Raw genomic sequence first — 13,325 nt, forward strand, 5'->3', positions numbered from 1 at the left:
GCACTGTCTTTCGATCGAGGGGAACCCATGCGCCCGACCATGACCGGACTGCTCGTCTGCGCTCTCGCACTCACCGGCGCGAGCGCCGTCGCCCATGCCGATCCGGCGCCGCTACCGTTGGTGAGTCTGACCACGATCCCCGACGGCTGGTCACAGCGCACCGACCTGCGCCCGGTGTTGCAGGTCTTCGCCGACGGCAAGGCCGTGCACATGCCCGACGCGGTGAGCAAGGACCGCAAGCCCGAGACCGCGCCCAAGAAGGTGACCGGAAAGGTTGCCACCGACGTGATCTCGGCCGCGCGCGACGAGATCAACGCGCTGAAGGACACCGATTTCGGGATCCCGGCAGGCGAGAACCGTGGCACCCAGATCATCGACCTGATGCCCGATGACCCGGCCGACGAAGCCCACCTGGTCATCTACTCCCCCGAGGCATCCGATGGCCTCAACCCGGAGCAGCAGGCCGCCCGCAAGCGCTTCACCGACCTCTACAAGAAGCTGGTCGACGCCTTCAAGAGCTGATCGTTCGACGCGGAACCACCAGGGCTCGCCGGTTTCCACCGGCGAGCCCTCGTCGGTCAGAACCGATCCGCGGTCGCGTCCGCTTCGCGTTCGTCCTCGTGGACCGCACCGATGACGTCGGGCGTGGATTCGCCCAGCGGACCGGTGAGATCGTCGTTGCCGGTGCGGCTCTGGTAGGGCTGCACGGTACGACCGTGTTCTTCCTCGTTGTTGCCGCGGCCCGCGCCCGCGCCCGCGCCGCCGCCCATCATGCCGGAGGTACCGCCCGTGCTCGCGGCGGTGGTGGAGCCCATCGAGCCTGCGGTCATCGCGCGACCCGCGGGAACCGCCGAACCCGGCACGGCCGCAGAGCTCTTCGGGGTGCCCGAGGTCGGGGTGCCACCGGTGCCCGCACCCGCGCCGGAACCACTGCCACCACCGCGCGCGGTGCCGAGCGCGCCGAGGGCTGCGCCGGAACCGCCACCACTGCCACCGGAACCACCGGTGCCCGCCGGGGTCGTCGCGCCGGGTGTGGCGGTGCCCGCCGTGGCGCTGGCCGCGGACGTCGCGGAATCGCCGGTGCCGGTGAGGGCTTCCTCCGCCTGGGACAGCAACGGTTCGCCGATGTTCTCCGAGGCCGCGGCGAGGACTTCATCGGGCGAGGGCAGACCACTCTGGCTGGCGAGCTGCCCGACGACGCCGCTGAGTTCGCCGGTGTATCCCATCAACTGACCACGGGTGACATTGACGACCGACACCGCTTCACCGAGATGGGTGGTGGCCAGGCCGATCAGGGTCGCCTGGGTGGGCGGCAGCATGATCGTCGGTGCGAGCGCGGTGGCCTGGGCCGCGAAGGTGGTGGCGATGGTGGTGAGCTGCGCGTTGCCGGTCTGGACCACCGCCGCCGCCTGCTGGGTGAGCGCGGAGATGTCGATGCCGCGCTGGCTGGTGTCCTGGCCCTGGGTCTGCGCCTGCTGGCTGGCGGTGGTCGCCGCGTCGGCGGCCTCGCCTTCCCACAACTGCTGGACGGTTTTCACGCCACCTTGCGCCAGACTCATCGCCTGTTCGATGACCGCCGAGGACTGACTCAGGATCGCGGTCGGGTCGAGCGAGCTGAAAACGCCGGTCCCGAAGCTGCTGAGCAGGTCGAGGAACGGCTGGAACAGGGTGTCGATTCCGGGCAACGCCGGCAGCGACAGTCCGCTCATCAGCGCGGCGACCGGATCCTCGGTGAGCGTGGTCGCGGCGGCGGACGTCCCCGCGCCGGAGGTGCCCGAAGCACCGGCACCCGACGTGCCGGTGAGCGCGGCCTTGGCCTGATCGAACGCTGTCGACGCGGCGGCCGCCGCGGGTGCCGCGACCTGAGCCACCGTGCCCTGCAGGCCACTCAGCGCGGACGAGGCGTCGTCCGAGACGCCGGACAGGATGTCCTGCGGCTGCATTCCGCCGCCGAGGCCACCGAGCCCACCGAGGCCGGCCGGCGACATACTGCCGTTCTGGGCTTCGTCGGTGACCTTCTGCGCGAGCGTGAAGACCGCTTCCTCGGTCTCGGCCGCATCCTCGGGCAGCTGCACCAGCGGCACATCCTGGATGGCTTGCGAGTAGTCGAGCGGGACCGCGCCCATCGCCGAGGCGGTCGCGGCGTCGGCGGTGGCAAGGGCGGCCTCGGGGGCGATGACGCCCGCGTCGGAGCTCAGCGGCTTCATGCCCCGCCTCCGAGCCCGGCTGCCTGACGCGCGAGCTGGGCGGCATTGTCGATATCGGTCGTCTCGAAGGTCACCGACGACTTGAAGGCCGCGTCCGAGAGCGAGCTGAACTTGGCCGACAGGTCGTTGATGTCCTTGGCCTGCAACGCTTGCGCGGCCGCGAACATCGCGAGGTAGTCGGCGCCGATGAGGCCGAACACCGGCGTCGCCGCCGACACGCTGGCAACCAGGTCGATATTGCCCGCGGCGGCGACCTGCGCCGCGACCCCGCCATTGGTCGCCGCGAACGCGGCGACGTCTGCGGGTTGCACCGAAAGGTTGTTCATGCGAAATCCCCCCAACTCGTCGTGAAAATTCTGCCCTGCAGAAGTGAACGCTGGACGCGAAACTCCCGACGCGACCACCCAACTGCGATTGGCGCCAAATATAGCCGAACACCCCGACAGTTTTCGAGTCGTGCCACCTTCGATCTGCGGGATCCGCTTTCAAAACTAGAACATGTTCTATATCGTCGTGCGCATGAAGGTCGCAGTGACCGGCGCAGCCGGCTACCTCGGTACCAACTTGATCCCCCTGCTCGTCGAGCGCGGCCACGAGGTCGTGGCCATCGACCGCGCGGCCCCGACCACCACCGACCCGGCGGTGACCTGGGTCGACGGCAATGTGCTCGACCCGGCGTCGATGCGCGCGGCGCTGGCGGGCACCGAAGTGGTCTACCACCTCGTCGCGTTGATCACCCTCGCCGAACACAACGATCTGGCGTGGCGGGTGAACACCGAAGGTGTCCGCGTCACCGCGGAGGCGGCGCTGGAATCGGGTGTGCGCCGGTTCGTGCACACCAGTTCCATCCACGCCTTCGACCAGTATCGCGCCGGCGGGCACATCGACGAGACCTCCGGCCGCTCCGACGATCCCAGCCTGCCGGTGTACGACCGGTCGAAATGGTCGGGCGAACTAGCCTTGCGCCCGGTGATCGAGCGCGGCCTCGACGCGGTGATCGTGAATCCGACCGGCGTCTACGGCCCGGTCGATCACCTCGACCGGCTGTCCCGCCTGAACACCACCGCCGCCCAGGCGATGCGCGGCCGCATTCCGGTGATGATCGGCGGCGGCTTCGACCTGGTCGATGTGCGCGATGTGGCCCTCGGCCTGATCCTGGCCGGCGAGAAGGGCCGCACCGGCGAGAACTATCTGCTCGGCGGCGAGATGACCACCATGATCGACTTCTGCCGGATGGCCGCCGCTCGCACCGGCGCCAAAGGTCCTCGCTTCGCCATCCCGGCGAAGGCGCTCGGCGCGCTACTGCCGGTGCTCGAGCCGATCAGCAGGCGATTCGGCTCCGACATTCTGTCCAAAGCCGCACTGGGCGCCCTGATCTCGGCACCGGTGGTCGATCACGGCAAGGCCGAACGCGAACTCGGCTACCACCCTCGGCCCACCGTGGACACCGTCAACGACCTCGTCGACTTCCTGCGGGCGTCGCGTCAGGCTTGACACCGGTTCGAACAAATGTTCGACTCGTGGGGTGCGGTGGCAAGCCCAGACCCTGGACGCCGATGACGGCGCGCTGCCCGGCCTGACCAGGGCCGGGCTGGTTCGCTCCGTCCGCACCCCCGAGTTCGACGGCATCACCTTCCACGAGGTGCTGTGCAAGAGCGCGCTGAACAAGATGCCCGAGAGCTCCGCGCTCCCCTTCCGCTGGACGATCAACCCGATGCGCGGCTGCTCACACGCTTGTCGCTACTGCTTCGCGCGTGGCAGCCACGAATATCTCGGCCTCGACGCGGGCGAGGATTTCGATTCCGAGATCGTGGTGAAAACCAATATCGCCGCGGTGCTACGCCGCGAACTCATGCGTCGTTCGTGGCGGCGCGAGGCGGTGGCGCTGGGCACCAACACCGACCCGTATCAGCGTGCCGAGGGCCGATACCGCTTGATGCCCGGCATCATCGGCGCGCTGGCGGATTCGGGCACCCCCTTCTCCATACTCACCAAGGGCCCGCTGCTGCGCCGCGATCTCCCGCTCCTCGTCGAGGCGGCCCGGCGAGTGGAGGTGAGCGTCGCGGTGTCGATCGCCATCCTCGACCCCGACCTGCACCACAGTCTCGAGCCGGGCACTCCCGAACCCCGCGCCCGCCTCGAGCTGGTTCGCGCCCTGGCCGACGCCGGCTTCACCGTGCACGTCATGGCCGCCCCGATCATCCCCTGCCTCACCGACAGTCGTGCCCACCTCGAGGCACTGTTCGCCGCGATCGCCGACGCGGGCGCAGCCAGCGCCATGGCCTTCCCGATGCACCTGCGCGGTCCCACCCGCGACTGGTTCCTCACCTGGCTCGGCACCGAACACCCCGCCCTCATGCGCCGGTACCGCCAGCTCTACGCCCGCGGCAGCAACGTCACCCCCCTCTACCGCGACTGGCTGCGCGACCGGGTGAATCCCCTGCTCGACCACCACGGCCTCCGCCGAACCCAAGGCCACACAAGCCCACCCGCTCCCCCGGCAACACCACAGGACACTCAACTCGCCCTCTTCGGCTGACCACCCGCCGAGAGGCAGTGACCTGCCCATAGATGGCCTGGACCCGCTCACGAGTGATTCCGTCAGGTAAACGACTACCACCCAGACCCCCGCGATGCACGACTCGCCGGGCGACGCTCAGCTCAGCGCGGCGACCTCGGAATCGGTCAGCACCACCGGCGAGACACTGTCCTTACTGCGTACCGACTGCACCGCGCGGTACAGCGGGCGTTCGTCGAGGCCTGCGTCGCGGGCCTCCGCGCGCAGTTGCTGGACGAGCACTTCCGAGATCGCGATCGCGGCGACGAGCTGGCTGGCGGCCAGCGCGTCGGCGAGTTTGCGCAGGCCGAGCAGGTGTAGTTCGCGGCCGCTGCCCATGTCGGTGTACATCGCCAGTGGGACGAGTTGAGTGTCGGGGCCGACCGTTGCTCTCAGCACGATGCGACTGAGCCTGCCCGGGTACACCAGCAGTTGTACGCCGGTGGCGTCGGCGAGGTCGACGGTGCGCTCGCCGAACAGCCGGTGCGCGCGGATCACGGTGCCGCTCAACCACATTCGACGGCGCCGGAAGGCGAACACGTAGCCGATGGTCGGGATCGCGACGACAAGGCCGATCAGGATCGCGTACGGCCAGCTCAGCCATACCGCCGACAGCAGTGCCGCCCCGATGCCGACGCCGAGCGCGGCCAGTGCGAGCCTGCGCAACATCGGCGCGAACACCTCGGGCGCCACCAGGTCGATACCGACCGGTTCCGTCGCCGCCGACTGCCCGGACTGCCCGTCCACGATTACCTCTCCACCCCCACCGGCCCGCCCGGCACGAGGCGCGGTCAGATTACCGCGCCCCACCGACGTCGGCTGCCCAGCACGGCGCCCGGGGCAACTGCCCGCCAAGACGCCGGGCGGGGCTCAGCGACCTACTGCCGAGCCCCGAGTCAGCACCCGATCATGCACTCAGCGCCCGAGCTCCGCACGCAGCACCCCGACGACGCCGTCGAGCGGAACGGACCGCTGCTCGCCGGTCGCCATCTCCTTGACGCCGATCGTGTTCTCGGCGAGATCGCGATCGCCGAGCACGAGCGTGTATTTCGCCCCCGACCGGTCGGCGCCCTTCATCGCGCCCTTCATTCCGCGGCCACCGTAGGCCAGGTCGACACTGATGTCGGCGGCGCGCAGTTCACCGGCCAGCGCGACCAGTTTCGCCTTGGCCTCGTCACCGAGCGCCACGCCGTACACCTGGCAGCGCGCCGGATCAGCCGCCGACTTGCCCTCGGCCGCCAGCGCCAGCACGGTCCGGTCGACACCGATCCCGAAGCCGATGCCCGACAGCGGCTGTCCGCCGAGTTCGGCCATCAGCCCGTCGTAGCGCCCGCCGCCGCCGATGCCCGACTGCGCGCCGAGCTGGTCGTGCACGAATTCGAACGTGGTCTTGGTGTAGTAGTCCAGCCCGCGCACCATCCGCGGGTTCACCACATACGGCACGCCGAGCGCGTCGAGGTGGGCGAGCACCTGATCGAAGTGGGCCTTCGCCGACTCCGAGAGGTGGTCGATCATCAGCGGCGCGTTCGCGGTCAGCTCACGCACTTCCGGCCGCTTGTCGTCGAGCACGCGCAGCGGGTTGATCTCGGCGCGACGCTGCGTCTCCTCGTCCAGCGGCAGTCCACGCAGGAACTCCTGGAGTAGCTCGCGGTACTGCGGACGGCACGTCTCGTCACCGAGCGAGGTGATCTCGAGGCGGAAACCGTCCAGGCCCAGCGAACGGAATCCGGCGTCGGCGATCGCGATGACCTCGGCGTCAAGGGCCGGATCGTCGATGCCGATCGCCTCGATGCCGACCTGCTGCAGCTGCCGGTACCGACCGGCCTGCGGGCGCTCGTACCGGAAGAACGGTCCGGCGTAGCAGAGCTTCACCGGCAGCTGACCACTCTTGTCCAGACCGTGCTGGATCACCGCGCGCATCACCCCGGCAGTGCCTTCGGGGCGCAGCGTGAAACTCTCGCCGTTGCGGTCGGCGAAGGTCCACATCTCCTTGCTGACCACGTCGGTCGACTCGCCGACACCCCGGGCGAACAAGGCGGTCTGTTCGAATACCGGCAGCTCGACATGCCCGTACCCAGCGAGTCGGGCGGCGTGGATCAAGCCGTCGCGCACGGCGACGAACTCGGCCGAGCTGGGCGGCAGGTAGTCGGGGACCCCCTTCGGGGCCGTGAAGCTGCTGGTCTTGGTCACGATGGTCCAGTTTTCCCCACGGGCGGGGTCCGCGTCCAACCGGTTACCCTCTAGACGAACCTGACGACACGGGAGGAACGCGGTAGTGCCGAGTAACGAACAGCGACGGGCGGCGGCCAAGCGCAAGCTGGAGCGCCAGCTGGCACGACGGGCCGAGCAGGAGAAGAAGCGCAAGCGCTTGACGATCGCGGGCTCGGTACTGGGTGTGATAGTCGTCGCGGCCGCCGCGGCGGGCGTGTATTTCCTCACCAAGGGCGACGACAGCGAGGCAGCGAACGCCGAGTCGTCCTCGGCGGTGCCGACGACCCAGTTCGTCAACACCCCCCTCGACATCCCCGGTCCGCCGCCGCCCGCGGCCAAGCCCGCGACCGTCGACTGCAGCTACCCGGTGGGCCAGGAGCCGCCCGCCAAGCCGGTCACAGCGCCGGCCACGACGTCGGTGGCGACCGATGGCCCCGAGGTCAAGGTGGCGATCGATTCGACGCAGGGCCCGATCGGGTTGTCGCTCAACAGCGCTCAGGCACCGTGCACGGTCAACTCGATGGTGAGCCTGGCCCAGCAGGGCTACTTCGACAAGACCAGCTGCCACCGCATCGTGGCGACGCCGGGCTTCGGCATCCTGCAGTGCGGTGACCCGACGGCCACCGGCAAGGGCGGCCCCGGCTACAGCTTCGACAACGAATACCCGACCGACCTGTTCGCGCCCGGCGACCCGGCACTGGAGTCGCAGCCGGTGAACTACAAGCGCGGCTTGGTCGCCATGGCCAACGCGGGCACCTCACCGGACGGCAAGGGCACCAACGGCAGCCAGTTCTTCCTGGTCTTCGGTGACACGCAGCTGCCGCCGAACTACACCATCTTCGGCACGATCGACGAGGCCGGTCTGGCCACGCTGGACAAGGTCGCGGGCGGTGGCGTGAAGGGCGGTCAGGAAGACGGCGGCCCGGCCATCCCGATCTCGTTCAACTCTGTCAAGGTGGGCTGACACCGCCTTTTCACAGCGACGATCACGGACCGGACACCCTGGTGTGTCCGGTCCGTTTCCGGTTTTCGGGCTCCGACGTGCGAAGAAGATCATCAGAGGCTAGGCAACCCTACGATTGATCCGGCCGGCAACCCGCTCACCGGGGATTTTCTCCCCACCTGCCCGCCCTGCCTGACATCGCACCGTATCCTTCGCGCGGTAGGCTCAGATGTCCACTTCCACAGCAGCATCGGGAGCAGTCATGGCGGAACTCGACGACATCGGCAGCGAAACGGCGTCCATGATGCGCACTATGCTGCAGATGGCCACCCTGGTCGCCCTCAAGTCGCGTGAACACGGTCAGAAAGAGGCCGAGTCCCGCGCGAAGGCGATCGAGGCCAAGATGAAGGAAGCGCGCGAGCTGCAGGTCCGCGAGGCGCGCGATCTGAAAGCCAAGGATCCGCGCAATATCGAACTCGTCCAGATGATGTCGATGGGGTCGCGGACGATCGAATCACGCGGCATCGAGACACGCGGGGTCGAGACGCGCGGCATCAGCCTGAACAAGGACGCGGGGTCTCCGTTCGCCGCGAGTGGCGCCGGACAGCCGGCGAACTATGACTCCACCGAGCGGCGCGCGGCGATCGCGGCACATCTACAGCGCGCAGGCGTCGCCCCGGAATTGAGCCAGGTACGGATGCTGGTCGAGATGGGCCACGGCATCTCGCCCGATGACGCGATCCGCTTGCGTGATGCCGCCGCGCGGACTCCGCAGGTACGGGCGCGTGGCCCGGAGCTCGGGATCGAACTGGGGATCGAACGCGGGATCGAACGGCGAAGCTGAGCTCGGCGGCACTACGCAGGTACCGCCGAGCCCTGGTACGTCGCTAGCCGCCCGGCGTAGTGCCTTTGTCCCAGAGACCGTTTTCCGGTTCGGTCCACTGTCCCTGGTCCGGCTTCTTCAACGGCAACGAGGAGAGCATTTCCTTGTGTCCGTTGCGCACACTGCAGTACTTGAACGGCCCACGCGGGTCGAACAGTTTGGTCATGTGCGGGTCGGCATGTTCGAGGAACCACACGCTGATACCGGGACCACCCTTCATCCGGTAGTACTCCCATGCCTGCCACAGCGCATCGAGGCGCACGGCGGCCTCGGGATGGCGCCACCATTCAGGACACCACACGGTGTCGCTGATATCGGTGACCTGACGCTGATAGAGCTGGCTCAAGTACTCGCCGACGAACTCGGTCACGCCGGTATAGACCGCTTGCTTGTCCGTACCCGAAATATCATCGCTCACAGTGGCTTGACCTCCTCGACTTCACCGATCTCGTCCGGCGGAATGGATTTCGCTAACGTCGGCGTCCCGAACAGATCGTCGATGCGCGTCTTGCGTGTCGGATCGTTGTACTCGATCGACTCCTTGACCGCGGCCGCATATTCGGACTCCCACCAGGGCACCGTCCGCACGAGCACGGCAGGCTGACCGGAGGTGAACACCACCGCGCGACCGCGTGGCAAGGTCGCCAGACCCTGTGGGGTGAAGGTCACCGATGAGCTGAGCGAGCGCGAGTAGCTCTTGCTGTTGCCCGACTGCGACATCGACGACGAGATCGAGTCGTACTCGCCGATCGCCTCGGAGCGGTCGCGCAGGAACGCCATGTCATCGACACCGCTGCCGAGGACCTTGATGTTGGCCGCCGACCACAGGGCGCTCATTCCATCCTCACCCCAGCAGCGCGCCCCCTGTGCCCACGACTGCAGCACCGTCATCACCACGATGCCGCGCGAGCCGAAGTGGCTGTACTGCTTGGGGAGATCCTTCCAGCGCACCACGTTGGCGGCCTCGTCGAGCACCGCGAGCAGCGGGATCGGTAGCCGCCCACCGGAGGACTGCGACGCTTTGCGCATCGCCACATCGATGACGGCTTCGGTGAGCGCGCTGACCAGCGGGGCCGCTGATCCGCGCCCTTCGAGCGACAGGGAGTACAGGGTGCCGTTGCGTTCGATGAACTCGAGCTCGTCGAACTGCCGACGAGAGTCGCTGCCGGGGGTGATCCAGGGATGGATGTTCGACAACTGCAAGCAGCGAATCATCTTCTTGGCGTAGGCGAAGGTGCCACCCTTGGTGCGCTGTTCGGCGTTGTACTGCATGGCCAAACCGGACGCGAGGTAATGGTGGCCCACATCGCGCAGGATCTGAATCGCCTCGTTGTTCTGCGGCGTGGTTACCCACTCCCACACTTGCGTGATCGGCTTGCCCGCGATCGCGGCTGCGAGAAAGAGCGCCGCGAGCAGATCCTCCGCCTCCGGCCCGAAAAAGCTGTCACCGTCGTCGGCGCCGGCGCCGATCTCGGCGTCGGCGAAGTGGCCTGCCAACCGCACCGCCCGCATCTCGCAGCCTTCCCGGCGGTGATCGACCCACGCCAGCGGATCCCAGAACCAGGTCGGCCGTTCGCCGGCGACACCTTGCGGGTCGAAGACAAATGTGGCGCTGCCCTTGGCTTCTCGGACATTGCGGGTCGCGTCGACCACGTCGCGTTTATTGGATGTCGCCAAGACCGGCCCGATCGCCGACAGGATCGCCGGGATCACGCGCGAGGTGGACTTGCCCTGCCTCGGTCCCCAGATGTCGAGGTGCAGGTCTTCATAGGAGCCGTAGAGTGGCGTGCCGTCGGCGACGGCGATCCCGATCGGCACACCGGGCGCGTCATCGGAGCCGAGCCGGACGCCGAGATCCTTCGCCTTCTCCCTGACCCCGGACTCGGTGATCGACGCGATCGCGCTACCACTGCCCATGTAATCGGCCTTGTCGTCCACCGCCAATCGCCCAGCACCCGCGCGCTTCTTCAGCTTCTTCCGGATCACCACAAAGGCGACCGCCGCCGCGATCACCAGCAGCACGATCACCGTCGACGCGCGCGGCCACTGCAACTTCCCGCGCGCCAGGTCGGCGACCACCGCGATCGGGTTGGCCGGAATGTTCTGCGGCACCACCGATAACGCGTTGCCCAGGTGCAGGGCGCCGGCGAGGGTGAACAGCGCCGCGAAGCCGAACACGATCATGATCAGTGTCGTATCGGGTCCGACCGCGGCCGGATCCGTCACCTTCTTCTTCGCCACGGGTGCCTCCTTTGTGTGGACGTGGTGGGTGGTCAGCGGAACGCGTCGAGGCGCCAGCCTTGTGGCGTCTGCACCACGGTCGCGATGACCGTGCTCGGCGGTAGGGCTTCGGTGCGTCCGTTCGGGTAGACGACCGTTTGTTCGATGCCGATCTTGTACTGCGCGACAGTGGGATCCGCGCTCGGGGGCGCGGGCTCACCGGACGCGAAGGTGAACGCGTCGACGTGCGCCTTCGCCTTCGCCCAGTCGGCCCATTGCAGCGAAGGTTTCGGGGTGTCGGTGGCGCCGATCGAACTGTCCAGCATACGTATCATGCTGGGCCCCAGCCATTCTCGCGCGCGCTGCAGCGAGGATCCCGGTTGTTCGGTCGCGGGTTTCCAGGTGTAGACCTCGCGCAGCGCAACCACCGCGACACCGTCAGGCGTGGTCGGGTCGGCGGCGGCTTCGAGCAGGCGCGTCGTGGAGGTGGCCTCGGGGCGTGTCGGTTCGGCGTCGCCACCGCAGGCGGAAACCGAGACCAGGACTGCCACGAGCATCACCGCCGGGGTTGTGCGGATTCGTGTTCTCTCCCACCAGGTTATCGCTGGTCGCGCGCTCACAACACCCTCCTCGCCCGTGCGTCGCCGGGCACCGCCACCTCGGCGACACCGCCACCACCGCGCTCGCTCGTCGGCGGCACCGACTGGATCACCTGACCGTTACCCGAATAGATCCCGACCTGTGTCGGCCCTCGCCGCCCGAATCCGCTGAACACCAGATCACCGGCCGCCGCCTTCGCGATCGAGACCTCCCGCCCTGCCTCCCACTGCTGTTCGGCGGTGCGCGGCAGCGTGACCGCGCCCGAGGACGCGGCGAACACCGCCGCCGCGGTCAGTCCCGGCCCGTCGAAGCCCCCACTGCTCGGACCCTGCACGCCACCACCACCCCACACGTACGGGGTGCCGAGCCAGTCGTGCGCGGCCTCGACGATCTGTTCCCCGTCGCTGCCCTCCCCCGGCGTGAACCGTCCCTGCGCGCCGGGCGCCCGGTACTGCGGTTCCATCGACAAGATGTTGGTGACGTAGGGCCGGGTCTCGGAGAAGTGCGCCGCATACTGATTCGGCATGCCCCCTGATGTCAGCACCGCGCCCTCGCCGGCGTTGTAACCGGCCAGGGTGAGTGCGGTCAGGTCGCCCGAGACGCGCCCCGCCGCCATCCAACCCGCGATCTTGTGGGCGATCGAGCACATGTAACGAGCCTGGCCGATGATCGCGTCGCCGTCGTCCCACACGCTGGCGGAACCGTTGCCGTCGGCATCGATGATGTAGGGCTGACCGTCGTCGGGATTGATACTCGCCGCGGTGCCGGGCAGGAACTGGGCCAGGCCCTGGGCACCCGCGGGCGAGGTGAGTCCGCGCCGGAATCCCGACTCCTGCTTGGCCTGCGCGGCCAGCAGCGACGACGAGATCTCCGGGCACACCGTGCCCGCGCGGCGATACCAGATCTCGAGTTCGGCGGGCACCTTCCCGTCGGCCAACGCCCCACCGGCGCTGCCGAATCCGCGCACACAGTTCGGGTCGCTCGAAAATGCTCGCGCGCCACCGACATCCGGGGTGGGTGCGCCGTCGAGCCACGGCATCGGGTCGATCTGACGACCGCCGGTGAACCGGCCGCCGGGGACGATCTCGAAATGCAGGTGCGGGCCACTGGATTCGCCCGCGGAACCGACCATCCCGATCGGCTGGCCCGCGGTCACCGTCTGGCCGGTCCGCACCTTGACGCCCGCGTCCCACATGTGGCCGTAGACCGCGGAGTAGGCGCGGCCGTTGGTGTCGACGGAATCGACGACGATCCAGTTGCCGAAACCCGAAGCGGCACCGGCGGCGACGACTCGACCGTCGGACACCGAGTAGATCGTGGTCCCGTCGGCGGCGGCCATGTCGATGCCCTTGTGGTCGCCACCGCGTGACCCGTACACATCGGAGATGGTGAAGGTTCCGGTCTCCAGCGGCAGCGTGCGGCGTAACGGCCCGACACCCGCGGCCAGCGACGGCGTACCGCTGACCGCCGGATTCGAGGTCGGCGCGGCAGCGCTGGTCGCGCCGGCGCGATTATCACCACCGAGTTCGGGCAGCGTCGGCACCGCCGACCCGTCCAGCACGTCGCCGGTTTCGCAGGTCTCGTCCGAGGACGGCAGCACGATCACCAGTACCAGTGCCACCAATCCGATGATCGAGCCGAGCGCCGTCATCATGATCGTGCGGACGTTCACCGGCCGCCTCCCCGCGTTCCGCGCCGGGCGCC

General features: G+C 68.4%; 13 protein-coding genes. 5 read left to right on the forward strand and 8 right to left on the reverse strand.

From position 1 onward, the window contains the following. Positions 1 to 27 precede the first annotated feature (27 nt). Entirely contained in the window at positions 28 to 522 is a 495-nt protein-coding gene (locus tag ACQHI0_RS16755; protein WP_427908857.1) for a hypothetical protein, read from the forward strand. Positions 523 to 578: 56 nt separating this feature from the next. Here the strand turns inward: ACQHI0_RS16755 and ACQHI0_RS16760 are convergent, their stop codons facing one another. Both ACQHI0_RS16760 and ACQHI0_RS16765 read right to left on the reverse strand, forming a co-directional pair. Further along, entirely contained in the window at positions 579 to 2,207 is a 1,629-nt protein-coding gene (locus tag ACQHI0_RS16760; RefSeq protein WP_427908858.1) for a hypothetical protein, read from the reverse strand. Next, positions 2,204 to 2,533: a type VII secretion target gene (locus ACQHI0_RS16765; protein WP_427908859.1), complete on the reverse strand. Its 330-nt coding sequence runs from the start codon at positions 2,531 to 2,533 to the stop codon at positions 2,204 to 2,206. The genes ACQHI0_RS16760 and ACQHI0_RS16765 overlap by 4 nt, the downstream gene beginning before the upstream one ends. Positions 2,534 to 2,726: 193 nt before the next feature. Between ACQHI0_RS16765 and ACQHI0_RS16770 the strand changes: the two genes are divergently transcribed. Next, a complete protein-coding gene (locus ACQHI0_RS16770) occupies positions 2,727 to 3,701 on the forward strand; it encodes an NAD-dependent epimerase/dehydratase family protein (protein ID WP_427908860.1) in 975 nt (324 codons plus the stop codon). Positions 3,702 to 3,732: 31 nt separating this feature from the next. Beyond that, positions 3,733 to 4,746 (forward strand): Rv2578c family radical SAM protein, encoded by a 1,014-nt coding sequence (locus ACQHI0_RS16775; RefSeq protein ID WP_427908861.1) that lies wholly within the window; start codon positions 3,733 to 3,735, stop codon positions 4,744 to 4,746. A gap of 117 nt (positions 4,747 to 4,863) precedes the next feature. Here the strand turns inward: ACQHI0_RS16775 and ACQHI0_RS16780 are convergent, their stop codons facing one another. Next, positions 4,864 to 5,511, reverse strand: coding sequence for a hypothetical protein (locus ACQHI0_RS16780; protein ID WP_427908862.1), 648 nt, complete (start codon positions 5,509 to 5,511; stop codon positions 4,864 to 4,866). Between the two features lie 168 nt (positions 5,512 to 5,679). Then, positions 5,680 to 6,954 carry a histidine--tRNA ligase gene (gene hisS / locus ACQHI0_RS16785; protein ID WP_427908863.1) on the reverse strand — a complete coding sequence of 425 codons (1,275 nt, stop codon included), beginning with the start codon at positions 6,952 to 6,954 and terminating at the stop codon, positions 5,680 to 5,682. An 85-nt stretch (positions 6,955 to 7,039) separates the two neighbouring features. On the opposite strand from hisS, the gene ACQHI0_RS16790 reads away from it, so the two are divergent. Both ACQHI0_RS16790 and ACQHI0_RS16795 read left to right on the forward strand, forming a co-directional pair. Beyond that, positions 7,040 to 7,939 carry a peptidylprolyl isomerase gene (locus ACQHI0_RS16790; RefSeq protein WP_427908864.1) on the forward strand — a complete coding sequence of 300 codons (900 nt, stop codon included), beginning with the start codon at positions 7,040 to 7,042 and terminating at the stop codon, positions 7,937 to 7,939. Positions 7,940 to 8,147: 208 nt separating this feature from the next. Further along, entirely contained in the window at positions 8,148 to 8,762 is a 615-nt protein-coding gene (locus tag ACQHI0_RS16795) for a hypothetical protein (RefSeq protein WP_427908865.1), read from the forward strand. A gap of 43 nt (positions 8,763 to 8,805) precedes the next feature. On the opposite strand, the gene ACQHI0_RS16800 is transcribed toward ACQHI0_RS16795, so the two are convergent. Genes ACQHI0_RS16800 through ACQHI0_RS16815 form a run of 4 tightly spaced genes read right to left on the reverse strand, consistent with a single transcriptional unit; the run spans position 8,806 to position 13,293 of the window. Continuing rightward, entirely contained in the window at positions 8,806 to 9,219 is a 414-nt protein-coding gene (locus ACQHI0_RS16800; protein ID WP_427908866.1) for a DUF4913 domain-containing protein, read from the reverse strand. Beyond that, a complete protein-coding gene (locus ACQHI0_RS16805; protein WP_427908867.1) occupies positions 9,216 to 11,042 on the reverse strand; it encodes a type IV secretory system conjugative DNA transfer family protein in 1,827 nt (608 codons plus the stop codon). Before ACQHI0_RS16805 ends, ACQHI0_RS16800 begins: the two co-directional genes overlap by 4 nt. Before the next feature lie 32 nt (positions 11,043 to 11,074). Continuing rightward, positions 11,075 to 11,578 carry a hypothetical protein gene (locus ACQHI0_RS16810; RefSeq protein WP_427908868.1) on the reverse strand — a complete coding sequence of 168 codons (504 nt, stop codon included), beginning with the start codon at positions 11,576 to 11,578 and terminating at the stop codon, positions 11,075 to 11,077. Positions 11,579 to 11,637: 59 nt separating this feature from the next. Beyond that, positions 11,638 to 13,293 (reverse strand): peptidoglycan DD-metalloendopeptidase family protein, encoded by a 1,656-nt coding sequence (locus tag ACQHI0_RS16815; RefSeq protein ID WP_427908869.1) that lies wholly within the window; start codon positions 13,291 to 13,293, stop codon positions 11,638 to 11,640. Positions 13,294 to 13,325: the final 32 nt, after the last annotated feature.

Origin of the sequence: Nocardia sp. FBN12 (assembly GCF_050320175.1) — a bacterium.
Classification (GTDB): domain Bacteria; phylum Actinomycetota; class Actinomycetes; order Mycobacteriales; family Mycobacteriaceae; genus Nocardia.

What these genes read in the sequence shown, in the direction of transcription:
- ACQHI0_RS16755 (WP_427908857.1), top strand. Translation starts at nt 28, where the DNA reads ATGCGCCCGACCATGACCGGACTGCTCGTCTGCGCTCTCGCACTCACC.
- ACQHI0_RS16760 (WP_427908858.1), bottom strand. Translation starts at nt 2,207, where the DNA reads ATGAAGCCGCTGAGCTCCGACGCGGGCGTCATCGCCCCCGAGGCCGCC.
- ACQHI0_RS16765 (WP_427908859.1), bottom strand. Translation starts at nt 2,533, where the DNA reads ATGAACAACCTTTCGGTGCAACCCGCAGACGTCGCCGCGTTCGCGGCG.
- ACQHI0_RS16770 (WP_427908860.1), top strand. Translation starts at nt 2,727, where the DNA reads ATGAAGGTCGCAGTGACCGGCGCAGCCGGCTACCTCGGTACCAACTTG.
- ACQHI0_RS16795 (WP_427908865.1), top strand. Translation starts at nt 8,148, where the DNA reads ATGTCCACTTCCACAGCAGCATCGGGAGCAGTCATGGCGGAACTCGAC.
- ACQHI0_RS16810 (WP_427908868.1), bottom strand. Translation starts at nt 11,578, where the DNA reads ATGCTCGTGGCAGTCCTGGTCTCGGTTTCCGCCTGCGGTGGCGACGCC.